This is a genomic window from Arthrobacter sp. Soil_C_49 (genome assembly GCF_057656635.1).
This window is the reverse complement of sequence record NZ_JBDGJZ010000002.1, coordinates 185,433-207,611: the sequence shown is the minus strand read 5'-3', so window position 1 is coordinate 207,611 and position 22,179 is coordinate 185,433. Positions and strand designations below refer to the sequence as shown.

The window sequence follows — 22,179 nt, the reverse complement described above, 5'->3', positions numbered from 1 at the left end:
CAGTTGCGTTTCTACCCGCGATGACCCCCAGTTTCCGCGCCATTGCTGGAATGCAGGGTCGTTCCGGCGGCCGCAGGGACAGGGCCGGCGGCAGGTTTTGCAGCCGAATCAACGGGGCGATGTGTCAAGCCCCACACCCCGCTGGAGTTTTTGTCCAGCTATGCAGGTTTCCGCCGCCCGGAAGTCTGCAGATCTGGACAAAAACTCCGCGCCGGTTAAACGCCGATGGGCCGGCTCGAAAGCCGGCCCATCGGGGGAATTGTCAGTTAGAAGCTGACGCGTTTACCACTTGCCCTTGCGGTTGAAGTCGCGCTGGCCGCCCTCGTTGCCGTGGCGGGGCTTGCGGGAGCCGTCACCGTGTCCGCCGAAGCGGGAGTCACTGGCCTGGCCGCGGCTGGCTCCGCTGTCGGCACCAAAGCTGCGCTCTGAACGCTCGCTGTACGAACGGCCACCGCGGTCAGCGGAGCCGCGCTCGCCGTCGTTCTTCCGGAATTCCTTCTTGAACCCGCCGTTGCCCTTGAAGTTGCCGCCGCGGTCACCGCCGCGGTTGCCCTGGTAGGCGCCGCGGTCACCGGAAGGCTTGCGGCCGTTGTCCAGCTCAAGGTGGATCAGCTCGCCGCCGATCCGGGTGCGGGACAGGGCACGCAGCTGCTCGGGGCTAAGGTCCGCGGGCAGCTCCACCAGGGAGTGGTCCGAGCGGATGTCGATGCCGCCGATCTGTGCGGAGGAGATGCCGCCCTCGTTGGCGATGGCGCCCACGATGGAGCCGGGCATAACGCGCTGGCGGCGTCCCACGGCGATCCGGTAGGTGGCATTGCCCTCGGTGAGCGTGCGGGTGGGGCCACGTGAGCCGAAGCCGTCCTTGGAGCGCTCGCGCTTCTGGAACTCGGGAGCTGCGGGCAGTTCCTTGACCAGCAGCGGCTGTCCGCCCTGCGCCATCACGGCAAGGGCGGCAGCGATCTCCGCGGCGGGAACGTTGTGCTCTTCCTCATAGGAAGCGATGAGGTCGCGGAACGCGGCGACGTCCTCGGACTCGAGGGTCTCGGTGATGCGCTCGGCGAACTTGCCCAGGCGCAGCGTGTTGACGGTCTCGGCCGTCGGCAGGTGCATCTGCTCCACCGGCTGGCGGGTGGCCTTCTCGATGGAACGCAGCAGGTACTTCTCCCGCGGCGTCATGAACAGGATGGCGTCGCCGGAACGGCCTGCACGGCCGGTGCGGCCAATGCGGTGAACGTAGGACTCGGTGTCGTGCGGGATGTCGTAGTTGACCACGTGGCTGATGCGCTCCACGTCAAGGCCACGGGCGGCGACGTCGGTGGCCACAAGGATGTCGATGCGGCCTTCCTTGAGGGCGTCGACGGTGCGTTCGCGCTGCTGCTGCGGGATGTCGCCGTTGATGGCGGCGGCCTGGAAGCCCCGCGCCTTCAGCTTGTCAGCCAGGTCCTCGGTGGCCATCTTGGTGCGCACGAAGGCGATGACGCCGTCGAACTCTTCAACCTCGAGGATGCGGGTCAGCGCGTCCAGCTTGTGCGGGCCCATCACCTGCAGGTACCGCTGGCGGGTGTTGGCGCCGGTGGTGGTCTTGGACTTCACCGAGATCTCGGCCGGGTTGTTCAGGTACTGCTTGGACATCCGGCGGATCTGGCTCGGCATGGTGGCCGAGAACAGCGCAACCTGGCGGTCCGAGGGGGTCTGCTGGAAGATCTGCTCCACGTCTTCGGCGAAGCCCATGCGCAGCATCTCGTCAGCTTCATCCAGCACCAGGTACTGGAGCTCGGAGAGGTCCAGGGAACCCTTGGAGATGTGGTCGATGACGCGGCCGGGGGTACCAACAACCACCTGGGCGCCGCGGCGCAGGCCAGCCAGCTGCGGGCCGTAGGCGGAGCCGCCGTACACGGGCAGCACGGTGAAGTCATCAATGTGCTTGGCGTAGGAGGTGAAGGCCTCCGCTACCTGGAGCGCGAGCTCACGGGTGGGCGCCAGCACCAGGGCCTGCGTTTTGCGGGACGGGCCGTTGAGATCGTGGAGCTCGGCCAGGCGGGACAGTGCCGGTACTGCGAATGCTGCAGTCTTACCGGTGCCGGTCTGGGCGAGGCCCACAACGTCGCGGCCTTCGAGCAGCAGCGGGATGGTTGCTGCCTGGATGGGTGAGGGCTTCTCGTAGCCAACATCCTGCAGGGCAGCCAGGACGCGGCCGTCGATGCCGAGATCGGCGAAGCGCACGCCATCCTCTTCGGATTCCTCGGCCTTGGCTGCGGGAGCCTCAGCGGCGGGAGTCTCGGCGGCGGGAGCTTCAGCTGCCGGAGCGGAAGTCTCGGCTGCGGGCTCAACGGGCTCTGCAGCGGGGATGGCGGCCTCGGTGAATTCGACGGCTGCGGTCTCGGCGCCGGTGTTCCGGGCGTCGATGGTTTCGTTTTGATTTTCGGGCATAGGGAAATATTCCTCATCCATAGGGGGCCAGGCGGCACTACCCGAGGTGAGCGGAGCCGCAGTACGTGTGCCGTGGATGCCGGGCAAACATTGACCGGCCGGTCACAGAAGTCCGGCGCTTTCGCAATCCCGTGGCAGGACTTCGCGCTGCATCTCTTGGCTGCTATCCCAGCAGTCTGTACAGCGTTTTCTTTAGCCGGCTCTCCCTATGAAAATGCCCGCATCACAGTTGCGGGCCCCAACACTTGCCAGTCCTGCCTCAAAAATTGGGCAGGAATAAGGGATTTCCGGAGTGGGGGATGTTTCAAGTGTAAGGTACGCAGGTGCCGCAGCGGAAATTGAGCGTACGACGGCGGGCGGTGACCTTGCGCACATGCCTCACCGTCCGGCCGCTGCGGCCGGCGCCTACCGCGCCAGCTGCCGCTCCAGCGCCTCGAACTTCTTCCTGAACTCCGGCTGCTGAAGCCGGATCTCGCCGTCGGCGTCGGCGTCCTTCAACGCCTCCATGGCCTCAAGGTCCGGCTCGCTGAACCACTTGCCCACCGTCACCCCGTGCTTCGGGACGTACAGCTTGTGGATGTGGTCGCCGGCCCGGATGGTGCCGACGCGCAGCACCCGGAGGTAGGCACCCACGCGTCCTTCACCGGTGAACCGCTTGACGAACTGGGGCTCCCCCATCCGGCGCTGGAACGTGGCGCAGGGCGTGCGCGGCGAGGTGACCTCAACTTCCACGTCCAGGCCGATCTTCCAGCGTTCCCCGATCACGGCGTTGGTGGGCTCGATCCCGGCCACCCGGAGGTTTTCGCCGAAGATCCCGGGCGGGAGTTCGCGCTGCAGTTCCGCGGCCCAGTAATCGGCGTCGGCCTGGGAGTAGGCGTAAATGGCCTGGTCCGGTCCGCCGTGATGGACACGGTTGGCCTGGATGTCGCCCTGCAGGCCCAGCTTGTGCACCTTCACCGGTCCTTCCACCGCGCGCTTGTCGATGGCTGTCACTCCAACGTTCGAGGCGTCCGGGAGAAGCTGGTGGACACTGCAGACGGCAAGTACTGAGGCGGTTTCCATGGCACCAGTGTAGGGATCCGGCCACCGCTGCGCGGGCCACCACCACCATGGGGAGTTCTTCCGGGCTTTCCTGCTCGCAGCCGGACCCGCCAGGGATTACGCTGATTCGAGGATTGCAATTGGGGGTGCAGCGCTGTGCCCAATTCACGTGGACTACTGAGGGGGACGCCATGGACCCGAACAAAGATCCGGAGCACGGGCCGCAAGGTGACGCCGGAAAACCCCGGGACGGCGGCAAAACCGCGGGCGGCCCAGGCAACCAGTCCGGCAGTGCTCCCGGGGAAAGCGGCGCGCCCAAGCCTCCCCCCTGGCAGGTTCCCAAGCCTGAACTGCGTCCCGACCTCCTGAACCAGCCCGTCACCCCGGTGGACCCGTTCGCCCGGGACCGGGAAAAGCAGCTGAACGAGGCCGCGGCGCGGAAGAAGCGCTCGCAGCGGCGGACCGTGGTGGTGGGGCTGGGCGTCACGGCACTGCTGGCGGGCACCATCACCGCCGTCGTGGCCAGCAACCAGGACGACCCCGAATACGCGCAGGTCTGCTTCAACGACGAAACCGGCGAGCGCGTGGAGGACACCAGCTGCAACAGTTCGGCGGGGCGGGGCGGCGGGATCTACGCCTGGTACTTCTTCTCCCGCGGCGCCTACGTCCCGCCGCTGGGGCAGAACCGGTCCACCGCGCCCAACTACACCAGGACCGTGCCCAGCGGGGCAAAGGCGTCCACCGGGTACAGCACCCAGGGCGGCACCGTGAGCCGCGGCGGCTTCGGCACCAGCGCCAAAAGCGGAACCAGTGGCGGCGGCGGCAAAGTCTCGGGGGGTTAGGCGTGAAGCGGAAGTTGTGCGAGCCCAGGCCCGGGTGGAAGCAGAAGATCGAGGAGCAGGGCCTGGTGTTCTCCACTACCACCATGGATGACGGACGGAAGATCGAATACTGGAACGAGTCCGCTTACTACGAGTTCACCGTGGACGAGGTGGAAGCCCTCGAGGAAACAGCCGAAGAGATGCACAAAATGTGCCTGGAGGCTGCGCGCTTCCTGGCCACCGGGGCCATGGGGGACATCGGGATCGGACCGCAGGCCCTGGAACTGGCTGCGGCCTCCTTGCAGGCGGCGGACGTGGACGTCTACGGCCGGTTCGATTTCATCTACGACGGGCAGGGCGGTCCTGCCAAGATGCTCGAGTACAACGCGGACACTCCCACGGGGCTGATCGAGGCCGCCGTCGCCCAGTGGTTCTGGCTGCAGGACGTCTTCCCGGAGAAGGACCAGTGGAACGGCATCCACGAAGCGTTGATCCGGCAGTGGAAGAAGTTCCAGTTCCGCACCGGCATGAGCACCCTGCACGTGGCGCACTCGGAAGTTGAGGAGTCCGGCGAGGACTGGATGACCGCCGCGTATATGCGGGACGTGGCCAGCCAGGCGGGCTGGACCACCATCGGCATCAACATGTCCGATATCGGCTGGGACCCCAACCTGAACCGCTTCGTGGACCTGGACAATTTCATGATCAGCACCATCTTCAAGCTGTACCCCTGGGAGCTGATGATGAAGGAACCGTTCGGCCACCGCCTCCTCGAACGCGCCCACAACCCCCGGTGGGTGGAGCCGGCCTGGAAGATGCTGCTCTCCAACAAGGCACTGCTCGCGGCTCTCTGGCACCTGTACCCGCAGCACCCCAACCTGCTTCCGGCGTACCTGAACGAACCGGGGCAGCTGACGGAATGGGTAGCCAAACCGCTGCACGGCCGCGAAGGCGATAACATCCGGATCCACGCACAGGGCATCAACCTCGAACAGCCCGGCGGGTACGGCCGCGAGGGCTGGTGCTACCAGCAGTACCATCCCCTTCCGGACTTCGACGGCAACCATCCGGTCCTGGGCCTGTGGGTGGTGGACGGCGAGTCCGTGGGCTGCGGCATCCGTGAATCGGACGGCCCGGTCACGGACTACTTCTGCAGGTTCGTGCCCAACACCATTGACGCTCCGGCCCCGCTCTCAGCCGCGGCCAATTCCAGCAAGGCAGGTATCGCCCTATGAGCCCCCTGACATTTCCGGCCCCGGTGCGGCATGAGCACTGAGATTACGACGGCGGGAGGCCCGGGCGGAGCGCCCGGCGCCGGCGTCCCCGCCAAGGGGTTGCGCGCCGGCATCCTGGACCTCGGCGACTCCGTCATGCTTGGCCTGGCCTCAACCGCGCCCGTCTATTCGCTGGCCGCCACCCTGGGACTGATCGTGGCGGTGAACGGGGACTACACTCCCCTGATCCTGCTCATCGGTTTTATCCCGGTCCTGTTCATCGCCTACGCCTTCCGGGAACTCAACAGCGCCATCCCGGACTGCGGCACCACGTTCACCTGGTCCCGGCGGGCGTTCGGGCCATGGGCAGGCTGGCTGGGCGGCTGGGGTGTTGCGCTCGCGGGCATCATCGTCCTGGCCAACCTCGCGCAGGTGGCGGGCCAGTACCTGTGGCTGTTGGTGGGCGACGGTTCGCTGGCCGAAAACAAAGTACTGGTGACCGCCACGGGCGTGCTGTTCATTGCCGTGATGACGCTGGTCAATTACCGCGGCATCCGCCTGGGCGAACATGTGCAGCGAGTTCTCACCTACGTGCAGTACATATCGCTGGGCATTTTTGCGCTCGCCATCGTGGTGGGCATCATCAGGGGCTCGGCCAGCGGCGAGACCACGATCCAGCCCTTCGATTTTGAGTGGTTCAACCCAATAGGCGCATTCGCCGATCCCGGCGCCGTGGTGCACGGCGCCCTGTTGGCCCTGTTTATTTATTGGGGCTGGGACACTTGCCTGGCAGTCAACGAGGAAACCGAAAACCCCAGCACTACTCCGGGCCGCGGCGCAGTGATCTCGGCCTTCGTCCTGGTGGCAATCTATGTGTCCGTTGCGCTCCTGGTCATGATGTACGCCACCGTCGGCGACGACGGGATCGGCCTCGGCAACGAGGCGAACCAGGACGATGTCTTCCTGGCCATGAAGGACGTGGTGCTGGGCCCGTGGGGCTGGCTGATCGTCGTCGCGGTGTTGGCCTCCGTCCTGTCCTCAACGCAGACCACCATCCTGCCCACGGCCCGCGGCACCCTGTCTATGGGCGTGCACGGCGCCCTGCCGGCAAAATTCGGCGAAGTGCACCCAAAGAACCAGACGCCGGGCTTCTCCACGCAGGTGATGGGCGGCGCCGCCATCGCCTACTACGTGGCGATGAGCTTCCTCAGCGAAAACCTGCTCTCGGACTCCATCAGCGCCATCAGCCTCTTCATCGCCTTTTACTACGCCCTCACCGGCTTTGCCTGCTTCTGGTACTTCCGGAACACACTCCGGCAGTCGGCGCGCAACCTGTGGTTCCGGGGCATCCTGCCGCTCGTGGGCGCGCTGCTGCTGACCGCTGCCTTCTTTGTCTCAGCCGTCCAGATGTGGGACCCGGCGTACGGCGACACCCAGATCTTCGGCGTTGGCGGTGCCTTCATCAGCGGCGTGGTGCTCCTGGCCCTGGGAGTGGTCCTGGCGATCGTCTGCCGGTTCCTGCCCGCCACCCGCAGCTACTTTGTGGGGAAACCGTGACAGCCGACCCGTCTGATGTCCTCGCCCTTGATTCCCTGCTGACAGCGGATGAACTGGCGCTCCGGCAGAAGGTCCGGGACTTCACGGACCAGCGCATCAGGCCGGACATCGCCCGCTGGTATGACGATGCCGTCTTTCCGCTGGAGCTTGCACCGGAACTTGGTGAGCTTGGGGTGCTGGGGATGCACCTGAAGGGCTACGGCTGCCCCGGCCGTACCGCCGTCGAATACGGCCTGGCGGCGATGGAACTGGAGGCCGGGGACTCAGGCATCCGCACCTTCGTTTCGGTGCAGGGTTCCCTGGCCATGACTGCCATCCACACGTGGGGATCGGAAGACCAGAAGCAGGAGTGGCTCCCCCGGATGGCCGCCGGGGAAGTCATCGGCTGCTTTGCACTCACCGAGCCCACCGCCGGTTCCGATCCTTCCTCCATGACCACCTTTGCCCGGCGCGACGGCTCCGGTGACGACGCCGGGTGGGTGCTGAACGGCGCCAAGCGGTGGATCGGGCTCGCTTCCGTGGCGGGGGTCATGGTGGTGTGGGCCATGACGGACGACGGCGTGCACGGCTTCCTGGTGCCGGCCGGAACACCCGGCGTGACTGCCACGCCGATCGTGCAGAAGCTGTCCATGCGTGCGTCCATCCAGTGTGATGTGGTGTTCGACGACGTCCGGCTGGGTCCGGAGGCCCTGCTCCCGGCGGCGCGCGGTCTGCGCGGGCCGTTCACCTGCCTCAACGAAGCGCGGTACGGCATCGCCTGGGGCGCCATGGGTGCTGCCCGCGATTCCTACCAGGCAGCTCTGACGTATTCGCAGGAGCGGCTACAGTTCGGCAAGCCGCTGGCCGGCTACCAGCTGACCCAGGAAAAGCTGGTGAACATGCTGGTGGAGATCCAGAAAGGCACACTGCTGGCTCTGCACCTGGGCCGGCTCAAGGACGCCGGCGTCCTGCGGCCGGAACAGATCTCGCTGGGCAAGCTGAACAATGTGCGCGAAGCCATCCGTATTGCACGCGACGCCCGGTCTGTCCTGGGCGGCAACGGGATAACCCTGGACTACCCGCCCCTGCGGCACGCGGCCAACCTGGAATCGGTGCGAACGTATGAGGGCACCGACGAAGTCCACACGCTGATCCTCGGCCAGCACATCACCGGCCTTGGCGCCTTCCGCTGACGGTTCAGGCCAGACCCCGCAGGAAGCGCCGGACCTCGGCATTAAAAGCATGGGGCGCTTCGGCGAACACCAGATGACCCGCGCCGGGAATCACGGTCAGCTCTGCCCCGGGAATCTGCCGGTGCAGTTCCAGCGCCACCGGCAGCGGCGAGCGCTGGTCTTCCTCGCCGTGGACCAGGAGGGTGGGAACAGCAATGGTGGGCAGGACATCACGATAGTCCGCGCGTCCGCTCGCGCTGAGCAATGCCCGCAGGCTTGCCGGGCGGGCATCGAGCATAATGGCGGCAATCTCGGCGACTACCGCGGGGTCGGCGCGTGGCGTGAACAGGGTAGGCAGCCACTCGTTCACGAACTTTCCCGGCGGCTCGCCGATTTCCGCTTCCACCATGGCAATCCGGCGGTCCACTTCCTCCGGCGGCAGCGATCCTGCCCAGCCGGCGTACGCGGATACCAGCAGCAACGACTCGGGCAGGTCCGGATACCCTTTGTACAACTCCAGCAACACTATGGAACCCCAGGACAGCCCCAGCAGGTGCGGTTTTCCGGTGCCGTGAACGGCCTGCTCCACGAAGCCCGCGGCTAGCAGCCCCAGGTCCCGGGCCGAGAGGTCCGGTGCCGGGTCATCGGACTGGCCGCATCCGGGAGCGTCCCAGGCGATCACGGTGTAGTCCCGGGAGAGGTCCTCCAGCTGCTGGCGCCAGATCCTGCTGTCGTCGCCGGCGCCGTGGAAGAGGACCAGCGGCGGACCGCTGCCGGACCGCTGGTAGGCAATCCTCAGTCCGGCTACCTCAACGGCATCCATATCCGTGATTCTAGGACTGCGGACTCCTGTTGCCTACGTGCAGATGTCAGGCCGAGAAGCCGCCGTCGGCCTTGATCAGCTGCCCGGAGACCCAGCGGCCGGCGGGTGAGAGCAGGAACGCAACGGTACCGGCGACGTCGGCCGGGGTACCCAGGCGGCCGGTGGGCTGGCGTTCGACGACGGCCTGCCGGACCTCGTCATCCATCCACCCTGTGTCCACCGGCCCGGGGTTCAGGACGTTGGCCGAGATTCCCAACGGCCCCAGCTCCCGCGCGGCAGCGATGACAATCCTGTCCAGTGCGCCCTTCGAGGCGCCATAGGGAAGGTTGAACGCTGTGTGGTCACTGGTCAGCGCAACGATCGCGCCGCCGTCGTGCGTTGCCTGCCGGGCAAAGGCGGCAATCAGCTGCCAACTGGCACGCGTATTAACGGCAAAGTGGCGATCGAAGGATTCCAGGCTCGTGTCCAGGATTCCCGAATCAACGGACTCGGCGTGGCTGAGCACCAGGCCCTGCAGCGGCCCGGCCAGCCGGACGGCTTCGGCGAGCAACTGCTCCGCGGCGGCCGGATCCTCCAGGTCCGCGGGCAGGGTATGCACCCGGGCGCCGATTGCCTCCAGCTCGGCGGTCAGGCGCACGACGTCGTCCGGCTCGCTCCCCCACGGCATCCTGGCATCGTAGTCCTGCCAGTAGGCCAGGACCAGGTCCCAGCCTTCGGCCGCCAGCTGCCGGGCGATCCCGGCGCCGATGCCAGCCAGCCTTCCGGCACCCGTGATCAAGGCAGTGGTGCGGGCAGCGCCGGGCAAAAGGGGTTCCATGGCACCAGCCTAATGGCGTGGTGTCAGGCCACCGGAACGGGCTCTTCCCGCGGGGCGGCATGCTTGCGGATCGTGGCGCTGATGACGGCGGCGATGGTGCACATGGCCGCGGCCCCGAACCAGGCGTAGGTGTACTGGCCGGTGGAGTCCCGGATGGCGCCGGCGGCCAGGGCCGCTGCGGCGGCTCCAAGCTGGTGGGCGGCGAACACCCAGCCGAACACCACGCTGCCGTCCGCGCCGAAGGTTTCCCGGCAGATGGCGGCAGTAGGCGGGACGGTGGCCACCCAGTCCAGGCCGTAGATGACCACAAAGACGATCATGCTGGGCTGCACCTCGGCGCTCAGGAGCAGCGGCAGCACCAGCAGGCCGATGCCCCGGAACTGGTAGTAGACGGCCAGCAGGATGCGCGGGTTGAACCGGTCGGTGAGCCAGCCCGAGGCGATGGTTCCCACGATGTCAAAGATCCCGACGACGGCGAGCAGCCCAGCGGCGGTGGTTTCAGGCATGCCGTGGTCGTGGGCGGAGGGGATGAAGTGGGTGCCGATCAGCCCATTGGTGGTGGCTCCGCAGATCGCGAAGCCCGCCACCAGGGCCCAGAAGGTGCGGACCTTGCTGGCCCGCTTCAGCGCCTGCAGCGCGCGCACCGCGGCGTTGGCGCGGGGACCGCTGTCCGCGGGCGATGCCTGGACAAGGGTTCCGGCCTCCGGTTCTTCCGCGCCGTACGGCAGCGCGCCGGCGTCGGCCGGGGAGTTCTTGAGGAATTTCAGCACTAGCGGAACCACCGCAAGTGCGCCTGCCGCGATGAGCAGCGAGGCCTGCCGCCAGCCCGGATCCTGGGCGAGGACGGCGATGAACGGGAGGAAGACCAGCTGGCCGGCGGCGCTTCCTGCGGTGAGGATGCCGATCACCAGCCCGCGGTTTTTGACGAACCAGGTGTTGGCGATGGTGGCCGCGAACACCAGAGCCATGGAACCCGTCCCGAGCCCGATCAGCAGGCCCCAGGTCAGCAGGATCTGCCACGACTGGTTCACCAGCACGGTCAGGGCGCTGCCGGCACCGATCAGCACCAGGGCCGTTGCCGTCACGGCCCGGATGCCGAACCGTTCCATCAGCGCCGCGGCGAACGGCGCCGTCAGTCCGAAGAGGACCAGGTTGATGCTGACGGCCGCGGACAGCACGGTGGTGGACCAGCCGAACTCCTGCTGCAGCGGAACCATCAGCACGCCCGGGGCGGCCCGGAAACCGGCAGCCCCCACCAGCGCCAGGAAGGCGACGGCGGCAACGATCCAGGCCGGGTGCAGTCGCCGGCGCCGCTGCGGGGTTTCAGGCGGATGGACGACGGCGGAAGCTGCGTTGAGGGGTTTGTCGTCGCTCACGCGGCTGTTCCCTTCGGGGATGCGGCGGTGGCGAGTTCCACCGGCGAGGGTGTTCTTGTCTGGCTGTGCCAGCTGGTGTTGGCCGCGGTCAGCTGCTCACCGCACCCGGTGCAGGTATCGGCGGAGCTGGTGCGCTGCCCGCAGCCTGTATGGATGACGTACATGTGGGCCTGCTCGGACGGAGCCGGGAGATGCTTCTCGGCCCAGATGGTGACCGCATTCAGCACCGGGAGGGCGTCCTCGCCCTTCTCCGTGAGGATGTACTCGCTCCGGGCGCGGCCGCCGTCGTCGTACGCGCTTTTGGTCAGCAGCCCCGAGTCCACGAGGCCGGCGAGGCGTTTGGTGAGCACGGAGTCTGCCACCTCAAGCCGGGACTTCATCGCATCGAAGCGCCCGTTCCCGAAGAACACTTCCCGGAGTACCAGGATGGTCCAGGGGTCGCCAAGGATATCGAGGCCGCGGGCCATGCTGCAGTTGCGGCGGGACCAGTCGGATCGGAGTGCCATACTGGCAACGTATCTAACTTTCTTGAAGAAAGCCAGCCTCCCGCCGGACGGTGCCTAGGGGATGGACGAGAACGCCTGCTCGAGGTCCGCAACCAGGTCCTCCACGTCCTCGATACCGCAGGACAGCCGCAGCAGGTTCACCGGGACAGCGAGCTCGGTGCCCTTGACCGATGCGTGGGTCATCTCGGACGGGTAGTTCATCAGCGATTCGATACCGCCCAGTGACTCGGCCAGGGTGAATACCGACGTTGATTCGGCCACCTTCCGGGCCGCCGCTTCGCCGCCCTTGAACTGCACCGACACCATGCCGCCGAAGCTGCGCATCTGCTTCTTCGCGAGCTCGTGGCCGGGGTGCGACGGCAACCCCGGGTACAGGACGGCCTCCACTTCGGGACGCTCCAGCAGCCATTCCGCCACGGCTTGACCGTTGAGACTGTGCCGGTCCATCCGGACGCCCAGCGTCTTCAGGCCGCGGGTGGTGAGGAAGGCATCCATGGGACCTGATACGGCGCCCACGGCGAACTGCACAAAGCCGATCTTCTCCGCCAGTTCCGCGTCCTGGACCACCACGGCGCCGCCCACCACGTCCGAGTGCCCGCCAATGTATTTGGTGGTGGAGTGGACCACCACGTCGGCACCCAGGGCGAGCGGAGTCTGCAGGTAGGGCGACGCAAAGGTGTTGTCCACGACCAGGAGGGCGCCGGCGTCGTGCGCTATCTCTGCGAGCGCGGCGATGTCGGTGATCTTCATCAGCGGGTTGGACGGCGTCTCCACCCACACGAAGCGGGTTTTGTTGGCGGCGACGGCCTGCCGGACGGCGTCGAGGTTGGCCATGTCCACCGGGGTGTTGCCGATCCCCCAGCCGCCGAGTACCCGGCTGATGAGCCGGTAGGTGCCGCCGTAGGCGTCGTTGCCGAGCACGATGTGGTCGCCGGGGCGTGTGAGGGCCCGGATGAGCGAATCCTCGGCCGCCAGTCCGGAGCTGAAGCTGTAGGCGTGGGTTCCGCCTTCCAGCGCGGCGAGCTGTTCCTGCAGGGCGTCCCGCGTGGGGTTGCCGCCCCGGCCGTATTCGTAGCCGTCGCGGAGGCCGCCGATGCCGTCCTGGGCGTAGGTGGAGCTGAAGTGCAGCGGCGGAACCACGGCACCGGTGCGCGGCTCGAAGGGCTGGCCGGCGTGGACGGCGCGGGTGTTGAAACCTTGGTTTTCCGGGAGGGACATGATGCTCCTTATGGGGTGCAGGTCAGTTGCTGAGGTAGGCCAGGAGGTCGTGCCGGGTGAGAATGCCCACCGGGGCACCAACGAACGTGACCATCACCGTATCCACGTCCGAGAGCAGTTCCCGGGCCGCCGAAATGGTTTCGAGGGAACCGATGACGGGCAGCTTGGGCCCCATGTGCTCGGCGATTTTGTCCGTCAGCCTGGCCTCCCCGCGGAACAGCTTGGCCGTGAGGCTGCGCTCATCCACCGCACCCAGTACCTCGCCCATGACCACCGGGGGCTCCTGGGACAGGACCGGGATGTGGCTGACGCCGAACTCGTTCATGATGTTGATGACGTCGCGGACTGATTCGTTGGGGTGGATGTGCACCAGGTCCGGCAGTTCGCCGTTCTTGGACTTGATGACTTCACCCACCGAGGTTTCCTCGCCGCCGGAGAGGAAACCGTAGGAGCGCATCCACTGGTCGTTGAAGATTTTGGCCAGGTAGCCGCGGCCGGAGTCGGGCAGGATCACGACGACGACGGCGCTCTCCGGGAGGTCCCGCGCCGCCTGCAGCGCGGCTACTACAGCCATCCCTGAGGACCCGCCCACCAGCAGGCCCTCCTCACGGGCGAGGCGGCGGGTCATGGCGAAGGAATCGGCGTCGCTGACGGCGATCACCTGGTCCGGGACGGACTTGTCGTAGTTCGCCGGCCACATGTCCTCCCCCACGCCCTCCACGAAGTACGGGCGTCCGGTGCCGCCGGAGTAGACCGAACCTGCGGGATCGGCGCCGATGATCCGGACCACCCCGCCGTCGGCCTCCGTCCTGCCGGCCGAGACCTCCTTAAGGTAGCGGCCGGTGCCGGTGATGGTGCCGCCGGTGCCGGCGCCGATCACGCAGTGGGTGACCCTGCCGTCGGTATCCCGCCAGATCTCCGGGCCGGTGCTCTGGTAGTGGCTGCCCGGTGCCGCGGGGTTGGAGAACTGGTCAGGTTTGTATGAGCCGGGCGTTTCGCGCACCAGCCGGTCGGAGACGCCGTAGTAGCTCTGCGGACTGTCCGGCGGCACGGCGGTGGGCGTCACCACCACTTCGGCGCCGTAGGCCTGCAGGACGGCCCGTTTGTCCTCGCCCACCTTGTCCGGCACCACAAAGATGCATTTGTAGCCCTTTTGCTGTGCGACGAGCGCCAGGCCCACGCCGGTGTTGCCGGAGGTGGGCTCGATGATGGTGCCGCCGGGCTTGAGCTTGCCGTCCCGCTCGGCATCCTCGATCATCTGGACCGCGATGCGGTCCTTGATGGATCCGCCCGGGTTCACGTACTCCAGTTTCACCAGGACTGTGGCTTTGATGCCCTCCGTCACGTGGTTGAGCTTGATGAGCGGGGTATTGCCGATGAGGTCCAGGACGGACTGGGCGTACTTCATGAGTACAAAGCTACCGCTTTCGCCGGTGCATTCCCCGTCGGTCAACTCCCGGCCGAAGAATCTGTCTGCCAGAGGCCCATGATGTTGCCTTCGGTGTCCTTGAAGTAGGCGAAGTAACCCATGCCCGGAACGGCGTCTTTTGCCTGGGCTACCGAACCGCCGGCGGATTCCACCTGGGCGAGGGCGGCGTCCATGTCCTCCACGTCGATGGTGATGATGGGCGTCCTGAGGTTGTCCGTGCGCGGGAACAGGGCACCGTTGATGGCGCCGGGCGCGCTGGGCATCCCTGTTTGTTCGTCCGAGGGCGTGGTGATGGCGATGGTGTAATCCATCTCCTGCATGGGGCTCAGGTTCCAGCCAAACGCGCTTTCGTAGAAGGCGTTGGCGCGTTCTTTGTCGTCGGCGGGGATCTCGAAATGCACAACTCCAGCCATTGCATGCTCCTTTGAATGCGAAGGGAAGGCGCGGGCGCCCCGCGCCACACCTGGGAGTCTAGTCGTTTGCCCGCCGCGGATTAAGGCCTCCTGGTACTGCCCCGACGGGCACATTGTCAGCCTGCCGTGGGACGATGGCCTTATGACCATTGCAGAGGCACCCGCCCGGCTTGCAGCCGCCGCGGATGCTTCTCTCCGCTGGTATCCAGGCGGTCCGTATGACCTTGCCCGTACCTTGGGCCCGCTCCTGCGGGGCAACAGCGATCCGTCCTTCAGTGTCCAGGGCGGCGTCATCTGGCATGCCTTTACGACGCCGGACGGGCCGGCCACCGTGCGCCTCAGCCCCGCCGGCAGCGCCGAACTGGAGTTCCGGGTGGATGTCCAGGGGTGGGGCCCGGGAGCAGGCACCGCCATCGGCTCAGTGCCCAGGCTCCTCGGCGCGGATGACGACTGGAGCGCCTTTGATGCGGCGGCCTTCCACGCCACGCTCCCCCACATGGTCCGGGAAGCGCGGCGGCGGAGCCTGGCCCTCCGGCTTCCCGCCAGCGGACGGATGATCGACCAGCTCGTGCCGATCATCCTGGAGCAGAAAGTGACCGTGATCGAGGCCCGCCGGGCCTACCGCTACCTGGTGCACCGCTTCGGCTCACCGGCCCCGCAGGCAGGGCTGCTGGCGCCCGCGGGACTGATGCTGCCGCCTACGGCAGCGCAGTGGGCGCAGATCCCCAGCTGGGAATGGCACAAGGCGGGGGTGGGACCGCAGCGTTCGGCCACGGTCATGCGGGCGCTGCGTTCCGCCGTCGCGCTTGAACGGCTGGCAGCACTGCCGGCGCTGGAGGCGGCAGCGAAGATGCAGACCGTCCCGGGCATCGGCATCTGGACGGCGGCGGAGGTGGTGCAGCGGACCCACGGCTGCCCGGACTCCATCTCCGTGGGCGACTACCACCTGGCCGCCTACGTCGGCGCGGCGCTGACAGGCCGCCGGACGGACGACGCCGGCATGCTCCGGCTGCTGGCCCCCTGGCAGGGGCACCGGCAGCGGGTGGTGCGGATGATCCAGAGCACGGGTTTCCGGAAACCCACGTTCGGCCCGCGGATGACCATCCAGGACCACCGCCGGCACTGACCCTGCTGCCTGTATTACTGCAACGCGGGGTCACTTTCGGCCCGAAAAACCGCGGTTTTTGGGCCGAAAGTGACCCCGCGTTCTTTAGGAAAACCGGTTTTGAGAAGATCGGCGTGCTCGTTTCATCCTCGAGATGAGATCCAGAAAGCCGTCCGCGAGGTCGTCCGCGTTTGGCTTGAAATAGGACCAGCCGGCGTTGATGAAGAATTCATCGCGGCGATTATCGCGTGACTGCTGCTCCCTCGACCGGTGATGTTCGCCGTCGTACTGCACAGCGATCCGGTACTTACGATACCCAAGGTCGGCTGCCGGCGACCGCGGATTGTCGGGATCAAGGCGGAGCTGCAGTTCCGGCTCGGGCAGATGCGCGTCCAGCATCGCAAGCCGAAGGAATGTCTCCGGAAATGAATCAGACCCTACCCGCATGTCGTCAAGGGCGAGGCGCGCCTTTTCCACTCCCTTCATGTTGGGATGCTGCCGAATTAACAGGCGCAGCCCTTCTTTGTAGGCAAGCGGCACGCTGCGGAACTCCAGTTCAGGGCGAGGAATCCGGATCAGTTGGTCGCCCATGGCCACGAGATATCGGAGGGGCAGCTCATGGGCCAGGTCGAGCCATGTCCGAGCGGGCCCGCTGACCCTGATTCCATCGACTTCCGTGACTTCACCTGAAATCACATGTACGCGGTGACCGACGATCCCGGCCCGCCGGACCCGCGGCAACCCGTGCGGCTTGCTGAGATGGACACGCGGGTCGTTGCCCAGCCAGGGAGGAAGTCCCAGCCCGGATAAGATGGCCGCTGTCTCGTGGGATACCCAGGCGTCCGGGGTCGCCGCGCAGAGCACGCGGGCTCGCTCAGCCACCTCGAGATCCCGCCCGGTATGGGCCCGAATCAGCCGCCCTGCCCCAACAAGGTCCTTGGCGCGCAAACGCTTCGGTGCAACGCCGAGGTCGCGTGCCTGGTAGATAGTAAAAGGCAGCTTGGCGAGAGTCTCGGGAAGTGGTCTGGCGGTAACCATGGCTCCAAGTGTGCACCGTCGGAGCAGCCTTTTCCGGAGTTATCCACAGGTATAGGTCTATCCACCCAACGCGGGGTCATTTTTGGCCCAATATGCCGCTATTTTTGGGCCGGATCTGACCCCGCGTTGCAGTCAGAGGCCCAGCCTGGCCACGGCTTCCTCGCGCATCTCCACTTTCCGGACCTTCCCGGACACCGTCATGGGAAAACTCTCCCGTACGTCGACGTAGCGGGGAATCTTGAAGTGCGCCAGCTTCCCGCGGCAGAACTCGGCAACGGCGGACGCGTCCAGCGGTGCAGCACCGGGCTTGAGGATGATGCAGGCCATCAGTTCCTCCCCGTACTTGGTATCCGGCACCCCGATGACCTGCACGTCCTGGATGGACGGGTGGGTGTAGAGGAACTCCTCGATTTCGCGCGGATAGATATTCTCGCCGCCCCTGATCACCATGTCCTTGATCCGGCCTTCGATGACCACGTAGCCGTCGTCGTCCATCCGGGCCAGGTCACCGGTGTGCATCCAGCCGTCGGCGTCGATGGCCTCGGCGGTCTTGTCCGGCTGGTTCCAGTACCCCTCCATCACGGCATAGCCGCGGGTGCACAGTTCACCGATCTGGCCGCGTTCCAGGACGTCACCCGAGACCGGGTCGATGATCTTGCTTTCCAGGTGCGGCATGGTCCGTCCCACGGTTTCCGTCCGGTGCTGCAGGGTGTCCCCGTCGCGGGTCATGGTGGACACCGGCGAGGTCTCCGTCATCCCGTAGCAAATGGCCACGTCGCGCATGTTCATCTCCGAGATCACCCTGTTCATCACCTCGATGGGGCACAGTGAGCCGGCCATCACGCCAGTGCGGAGCGTGGACAGGTCGTAGGAAGCGAAGTCCGGCAACGCCAGTTCGGCGATGAACATGGTGGGCACCCCGTACAGCGACGTCCCGCCGAAGTCCTGCACCGCTTCCAGCGCCGCGGCCGGGTTGAAGCCGCGGCCCGGGATGATGGTGGCAGCCCCGTGGCTCAGGGCGTTCAGGTTGCCGATCACCATGCCGAAGCAGTGATAGAACGGCACCGGAATCACCACCCGGTCGTGCTCCGTGTAGCCCAGCAGCTCCCCGATCGAGTAGCCGTTGTTCAGGATGTTGTGGTGGGTCAGCGTGGCGCCCTTGGGAAAGCCCGTGGTCCCGGAGGTGTACTGCAGGTTGATCGGATCGTGCGGGCTGAGCTCAGCCATACGGGCCTTCAGTGCGGCATGCCCGACGGCGTCCGCCCCACGAAGCAGCTCGGCGTAGGTGAGTTCCGCGGCACTGAGCGGAACGGCGCCGTCGGACCCTTCCCCGCCAGTCCCCTCCCAGCTGGACGCTTTCCCTCCGGGCAGGGGAAGGAACACCAGTTCACGCAGGTCCGGGCATCCTGCGAGCGCCTTGCGGGCCATGCCCACGTAGTCGCTGTTCCGGTCCGAGGGCGCCGTGACCAGCATCCGCATGCCGTTCTGCTTCACCACAAACTCCAGTTCGTGGCTGCGGTAGGAGGGATTGACGTTCACCAGGACCGCGCCCACCTTTGCCGTGGCGTACTGGAGCAGCGTCCACTCGGCGCAGTTCGGGCTCCAGATCCCCACCGGCTCCCCCTTGGCGACGCCCAGGGCGAGCAGGGCACGGGCCAGCCGGTCGACATCGTCGTTCATCTTGGTGTAGCTCCACCGCCTCGCGTCCGCGCCGGGCACCGGGGCCGCCTCGATCAGTGCGTCGTGGAGCGGAAACCTGGCCACCATCTTTTCGAAGTTCCCGCCGATGGTCTCCTCGAGCAATGGGACGTCAGTGTCCCCGGCTGTGTAAGCGCGCATGAGGGCACGCTACCAAGCGGCCCCGGGCAATGAAAGCATCTGGACGGGCAACAGTCCGGTGGCCGGCGTCAACAGGAGCGGGCCGGCACGCGGTGCCCGGTATTGTGGCATCCATGAGTTCTCCCATTGACCTGCAGGCAACGTTCATCCCCAACGACGGCGAGTTTTACCGTGTAAAGCTGGCCCTGGAAATCGCCATTGACGAGGTGGTGAACGAACCCGGCTGCATCCGCTACGAGCTGACCGAAGCCACCGAGGAAAAGCTGGTCCTGACCGAACAGTGGGCGTCCGAGGAGGATCTGGCCAAGCACTCCAAGGGCATCGCCGTCCAGGACCTGAACGAGTCCCTCAGCGCACTGCTGGCCGAGCCCGTCAAGCTGGAACGCCTCTAGCTCCCCCGGTTAACCCGAAAGCGGCGCCCTCCTGGTGGAGGGCGCCGCTTCGAAGTTTAAGGGAGGCTCACGCTTCCGGGATCTGGGAGCCGTCCTGGGGTCCCGCCGATTTGCTGGCAGCCGCTGCTTCTTCCCGCTGGCGGGCCACATGGGCGTGGACCTCGTCCATGTCCAGGGCCTTGACGGCGTCCACAACCTGTTCCAGCTGCTGGGAGTTCAGCGCGCCGGGCTGTGAGAACACCAGCACCTTTTCGCGGAAGGCCATCAGCGTGGGAATGGACGAGATGCCTGCCTCTGCGGCAAGCTGCTGCTCGGCTTCTGTGTCCACCTTGGTGAAGAGGACATCCGGGTGCTTCTCGGAGACGGCGGAGTACGTGGGGCCGAACTGTTTGCAGGGGCCGCACCATTCTGCCCAGAAATCCACCAGGACAATGTCATTGCCTTCGATAGTCGATGCGAACTGTTCACCAGTGATGTCAACGGTAGCCATGTTTTAACCGTACGCGTGCGCGGCCGGGATGTCGTGGCCGGGGCGGTTTGTTCGCTCCCCGCGTCATCGGGAATAAGACTGCCCGGCGCATATACAGCTCAATCCCGGACGCCTATTCTGGGGTTCAGCTGTATATGCGCGGTCCAGGAGGGATCATGGCTATCGCAATTTCGGCCCGGTCCCTGACCAAGAGTTTCGGCCGACGCGAGGTCCTGCACGGGATCGACTTCGCGGTGGAAGCCGGCTCGGTGTTCGGCGTGATCGGACCCAACGGTGCCGGGAAGACCACCACCATGCGCTGCCTCCTGGACATCATCCGCCCCACCGCAGGCGAAGTGCGGGTGCTGGGCGTTGATCCCCGGAAAGGCGGGCCGGAGCTGCGGCGCCGCATCGGCTATCTGCCCGGCGAGCTGTTCCTCGAGGGCCGGGTGACGGGCCGCAAGCTGCTGGCGCATTATGAAGCGGTCAGCGGTCCCGTTCCGCCTGGCCGGATCAACGAACTGGCCGATCGCCTGGGCCTGGACCTGGACCGCCACACGCGCAAACTGTCCAAGGGCAACAAACAGAAGCTCGGCCTGCTGCAGGCCTTTATGCACCAGCCGGAACTGCTGGTCCTCGACGAGCCCACCAGCGGCCTGGACCCTCTGGTCCAACAGGAATTCCATGCCATGGTCCGCGAAGCCCGGCACCGGGGCCAGACCATCTTCCTCAGTTCCCACGTCCTGAGCGAGGTCCAGCAGACGGCGGACACCGTGGCCATCCTCCGGGACGGGCACATCATCGCCGTGGAATCCGTGAGCGGCCTCCGCGAAGGTGCTGTGCGGCGCGTCCGTATCACCGCTGCCGGAATAGCAGCGGACGACGCCGTTGCGCTGCTGACCGGGGTGCCCGGCGTCGGGCAGGTGGAGGTGCTGGAGTCCGACGGTACCGTCACGCTGTCCGCCCTGCTGGAAGGCCCCATCCAGCCGCTGGTCCGGATCCTGGGATCCCTGCAGCTGACCGACCTCGTCCTTGAGGAACCCGATCTGGAGGATGCCGTGCTGAAGATGTATTCGGCCCACCCAGAGGAGGGGCAGTGAAAACAGCCCTCCCGCTGTTCCGCCGGGCCTTCTTTGATACCTGGCGGTCCACCCTCGCCTGGGCTGCTGGCCTGGCGGCCGCAGCGTTCCTCTACCTGCCCCTCTACCCGTCCATCGGCGGCAGCGCCCAGATGCAGGACATGGTCAACGCCCTGCCCGCCGAAATGACCAAAGCCCTGAACTACGACCAGATCGCCACCGGCCCCGGCTATACGCAGGCCACCCTGTACGGCCTGATCGGTTTCCTGCTGATGACCATCGCATCCGTGGCCTGGGGAGCGGCGGCCGTCGGCGGGGACGAGGAGTCCGGCCAACTGGAGTTGACGCTTGCCCACGGGGTGCGGCGCGTCCAGGTGGTCTTGGAACGGGCCCTGGCACTGTTGCTGCGGGTGCTGATCCTGGCGGGCCTGGTCTTCGTCCTCGTGTCCTTGCTGAACGGCCCCTCCCAGCTGGGGATCGAGCCGGGCAACCTGTTCGGCGCCACCGTCCTGTTCGCCGGGCTGGCACTGCTCAGCGGCACCGCCGCGCTCTGCGTGGGCACCATCACCGGCCGCAGGATCCATGGCATCTTTGCCGGCGCTGCGGTGGGGGTACTCGGGTACGTGTTCAACGCCGTCGGACGGCAAAGCAAGGATGTGGAGTGGCTGCTGGACCTGAGCCCGTACCACTGGGCGTACAGCAACTCCCCCGTTGCCAACGGCGCTGACTGGGCTGCGGCCGCCTGGCTGTGGGGTATCGCCGCGGCACTCGTGGTGCTGGCCGCCGTCGCACTCGAACGGCGTGATGTGGGCGCTTAAGGCCGCCGGGCCGCGACGCGCAGGACGGCTAGGCCCAGCCGTGCGGCGCCGGCGTCCGGCTCCCGGGCAGCGCACTGGACGCCCGCCACTCATGGACCCATTCAGGGAGCTCCAAGTCTGCCGGTGGCTCGCCGAACTCGCGCAGGATGTCGTCCTGGCTGACGGGCCTGCCCTGGTGGACCAGGCGGGTGGCGATGTAGGCGCGGGCGTAAATCTCGCCGTCGGCCACCATGCGCTGCTCAAAGTAGATGGCCTTGGCGTCCAGCCCGATGATCCGGGTTTCGATGGTGTACTGCTGCCACAACTGCAGGGACTTGCGGAACGAGATGGTTTCCGCGGACACCACCGGGCCCCATCCCCGGCGCCGCATCCGCTTCCACACGCCGGAACGGACCATCAGGTCGAACCGGCCAAGGTCCATCAGGGACAGGTACATCCCGTTGTTGACGTGCATGGCAATGTCGATGTCCGTGGGCAGCACGCGCAGCGGCAGCGATGAATGGTCCCAGACGGTCAGCGGCGGCCGCCGGGACGAGGTGATCAGCAGCAGGAGGGTTCTCAACAGCAGGTGCATCCCCCTATGTTACCCGCGGGTAACAACCAGTCGCGGTGCCGGTGAAGCGGTTCGGCGTCCACGTAGGAT

Annotated in this window: 21 protein-coding genes; 8 read left to right on the top strand and 13 right to left on the bottom strand. The window is 66.5% G+C overall.

Annotated features, from left to right (window positions below):
* Positions 1–282 precede the first annotated feature (282 nt).
* On the bottom strand, positions 283–2,430 hold the full coding sequence (locus AC3A4Z_RS04275) for a DEAD/DEAH box helicase (RefSeq protein ID WP_498710320.1): 2,148 nt from the start codon (positions 2,428–2,430) through the stop codon (positions 283–285).
* 405 nt (positions 2,431–2,835) lie between these two features.
* Positions 2,836–3,492: an MOSC domain-containing protein gene (locus AC3A4Z_RS04270; RefSeq protein ID WP_493970654.1), complete on the bottom strand. Its 657-nt coding sequence runs from the start codon at positions 3,490–3,492 to the stop codon at positions 2,836–2,838.
* A gap of 170 nt (positions 3,493–3,662) precedes the next feature.
* On the opposite strand from AC3A4Z_RS04270, the gene AC3A4Z_RS04265 reads away from it, so the two are divergent.
* Genes AC3A4Z_RS04265 through AC3A4Z_RS04250 form a run of 4 tightly spaced genes read left to right on the top strand, consistent with a single transcriptional unit; the run spans position 3,663 to position 8,235 of the window.
* The gene (locus AC3A4Z_RS04265; RefSeq protein ID WP_498710318.1) at positions 3,663–4,313 is read left to right on the top strand and encodes a Tat pathway signal protein; all 651 of its coding nucleotides are present in this window, start codon (positions 3,663–3,665) and stop codon (positions 4,311–4,313) included.
* A 2-nt stretch (positions 4,314–4,315) separates the two neighbouring features.
* Positions 4,316–5,527, top strand: coding sequence for a glutathionylspermidine synthase family protein (locus AC3A4Z_RS04260; RefSeq protein WP_498710317.1), 1,212 nt, complete (start codon positions 4,316–4,318; stop codon positions 5,525–5,527).
* A 30-nt stretch (positions 5,528–5,557) separates the two neighbouring features.
* Positions 5,558–7,063, top strand: coding sequence for an APC family permease (locus AC3A4Z_RS04255; protein ID WP_498710315.1), 1,506 nt, complete (start codon positions 5,558–5,560; stop codon positions 7,061–7,063).
* Positions 7,060–8,235, top strand: a complete 1,176-nt coding sequence (locus AC3A4Z_RS04250) for an acyl-CoA dehydrogenase family protein (protein WP_498710313.1) — start codon at positions 7,060–7,062, stop codon at positions 8,233–8,235. The genes AC3A4Z_RS04255 and AC3A4Z_RS04250 overlap by 4 nt, the downstream gene beginning before the upstream one ends.
* Positions 8,236–8,239: 4 nt before the next feature.
* On the opposite strand, the gene AC3A4Z_RS04245 is transcribed toward AC3A4Z_RS04250, so the two are convergent.
* From AC3A4Z_RS04245 to AC3A4Z_RS04215, 7 genes are read right to left on the bottom strand one after another with little or no spacing between them, the layout of a single operon-like run.
* Positions 8,240–9,037, bottom strand: coding sequence for an alpha/beta fold hydrolase (locus AC3A4Z_RS04245; RefSeq protein WP_498710311.1), 798 nt, complete (start codon positions 9,035–9,037; stop codon positions 8,240–8,242).
* A gap of 46 nt (positions 9,038–9,083) precedes the next feature.
* Positions 9,084–9,854 (bottom strand): SDR family oxidoreductase, encoded by a 771-nt coding sequence (locus AC3A4Z_RS04240; protein WP_498710309.1) that lies wholly within the window; start codon positions 9,852–9,854, stop codon positions 9,084–9,086.
* A gap of 23 nt (positions 9,855–9,877) precedes the next feature.
* Entirely contained in the window at positions 9,878–11,230 is a 1,353-nt protein-coding gene (locus AC3A4Z_RS04235; protein WP_498710308.1) for an MFS transporter, read from the bottom strand.
* On the bottom strand, positions 11,227–11,736 hold the full coding sequence (locus tag AC3A4Z_RS04230; RefSeq protein WP_498710306.1) for a winged helix-turn-helix transcriptional regulator: 510 nt from the start codon (positions 11,734–11,736) through the stop codon (positions 11,227–11,229). Before AC3A4Z_RS04230 ends, AC3A4Z_RS04235 begins: the two co-directional genes overlap by 4 nt.
* A 54-nt stretch (positions 11,737–11,790) precedes the next feature.
* Positions 11,791–12,954, bottom strand: a complete 1,164-nt coding sequence (locus AC3A4Z_RS04225; protein ID WP_498710304.1) for a cystathionine gamma-synthase — start codon at positions 12,952–12,954, stop codon at positions 11,791–11,793.
* A gap of 22 nt (positions 12,955–12,976) precedes the next feature.
* Positions 12,977–14,362 carry a cystathionine beta-synthase gene (locus AC3A4Z_RS04220; protein ID WP_498710303.1) on the bottom strand — a complete coding sequence of 462 codons (1,386 nt, stop codon included), beginning with the start codon at positions 14,360–14,362 and terminating at the stop codon, positions 12,977–12,979.
* A 41-nt stretch (positions 14,363–14,403) separates the two neighbouring features.
* A complete protein-coding gene (locus tag AC3A4Z_RS04215) occupies positions 14,404–14,796 on the bottom strand; it encodes a VOC family protein (protein WP_493970664.1) in 393 nt (130 codons plus the stop codon).
* A gap of 142 nt (positions 14,797–14,938) precedes the next feature.
* On the opposite strand from AC3A4Z_RS04215, the gene AC3A4Z_RS04210 reads away from it, so the two are divergent.
* The gene (locus AC3A4Z_RS04210) at positions 14,939–15,922 is read left to right on the top strand and encodes a DNA-3-methyladenine glycosylase family protein (protein WP_498710302.1); all 984 of its coding nucleotides are present in this window, start codon (positions 14,939–14,941) and stop codon (positions 15,920–15,922) included.
* 84 nt (positions 15,923–16,006) lie between these two features.
* Here the strand turns inward: AC3A4Z_RS04210 and AC3A4Z_RS04205 are convergent, their stop codons facing one another.
* Positions 16,007–16,939: a hypothetical protein gene (locus tag AC3A4Z_RS04205; protein WP_498710301.1), complete on the bottom strand. Its 933-nt coding sequence runs from the start codon at positions 16,937–16,939 to the stop codon at positions 16,007–16,009.
* A 132-nt stretch (positions 16,940–17,071) separates the two neighbouring features.
* A complete protein-coding gene (locus tag AC3A4Z_RS04200; RefSeq protein ID WP_498710300.1) occupies positions 17,072–18,778 on the bottom strand; it encodes an AMP-binding protein in 1,707 nt (568 codons plus the stop codon).
* A 113-nt stretch (positions 18,779–18,891) separates the two neighbouring features.
* Here AC3A4Z_RS04200 and AC3A4Z_RS04195 point away from each other — a divergent pair, with 113 nt between their 5' ends.
* Entirely contained in the window at positions 18,892–19,170 is a 279-nt protein-coding gene (locus tag AC3A4Z_RS04195; RefSeq protein ID WP_104042608.1) for a putative quinol monooxygenase, read from the top strand.
* Positions 19,171–19,237: 67 nt separating this feature from the next.
* Here the strand turns inward: AC3A4Z_RS04195 and AC3A4Z_RS04190 are convergent, their stop codons facing one another.
* Complete coding sequence (locus AC3A4Z_RS04190; RefSeq protein ID WP_050054238.1) at positions 19,238–19,660, bottom strand: thioredoxin family protein; 423 nt, start codon at positions 19,658–19,660, stop codon at positions 19,238–19,240.
* Between the two features lie 155 nt (positions 19,661–19,815).
* On the opposite strand from AC3A4Z_RS04190, the gene AC3A4Z_RS04185 reads away from it, so the two are divergent.
* Both AC3A4Z_RS04185 and AC3A4Z_RS04180 read left to right on the top strand, forming a co-directional pair.
* Entirely contained in the window at positions 19,816–20,739 is a 924-nt protein-coding gene (locus AC3A4Z_RS04185) for an ABC transporter ATP-binding protein (RefSeq protein WP_498710298.1), read from the top strand.
* Positions 20,736–21,536: an ABC transporter permease subunit gene (locus AC3A4Z_RS04180; RefSeq protein ID WP_498710296.1), complete on the top strand. Its 801-nt coding sequence runs from the start codon at positions 20,736–20,738 to the stop codon at positions 21,534–21,536. The genes AC3A4Z_RS04185 and AC3A4Z_RS04180 overlap by 4 nt, the downstream gene beginning before the upstream one ends.
* A 28-nt stretch (positions 21,537–21,564) precedes the next feature.
* On the opposite strand, the gene AC3A4Z_RS04175 is transcribed toward AC3A4Z_RS04180, so the two are convergent.
* On the bottom strand, positions 21,565–22,110 hold the full coding sequence (locus AC3A4Z_RS04175) for an acyl-CoA thioesterase (RefSeq protein ID WP_498710295.1): 546 nt from the start codon (positions 22,108–22,110) through the stop codon (positions 21,565–21,567).
* Positions 22,111–22,179 lie beyond the last annotated feature (69 nt).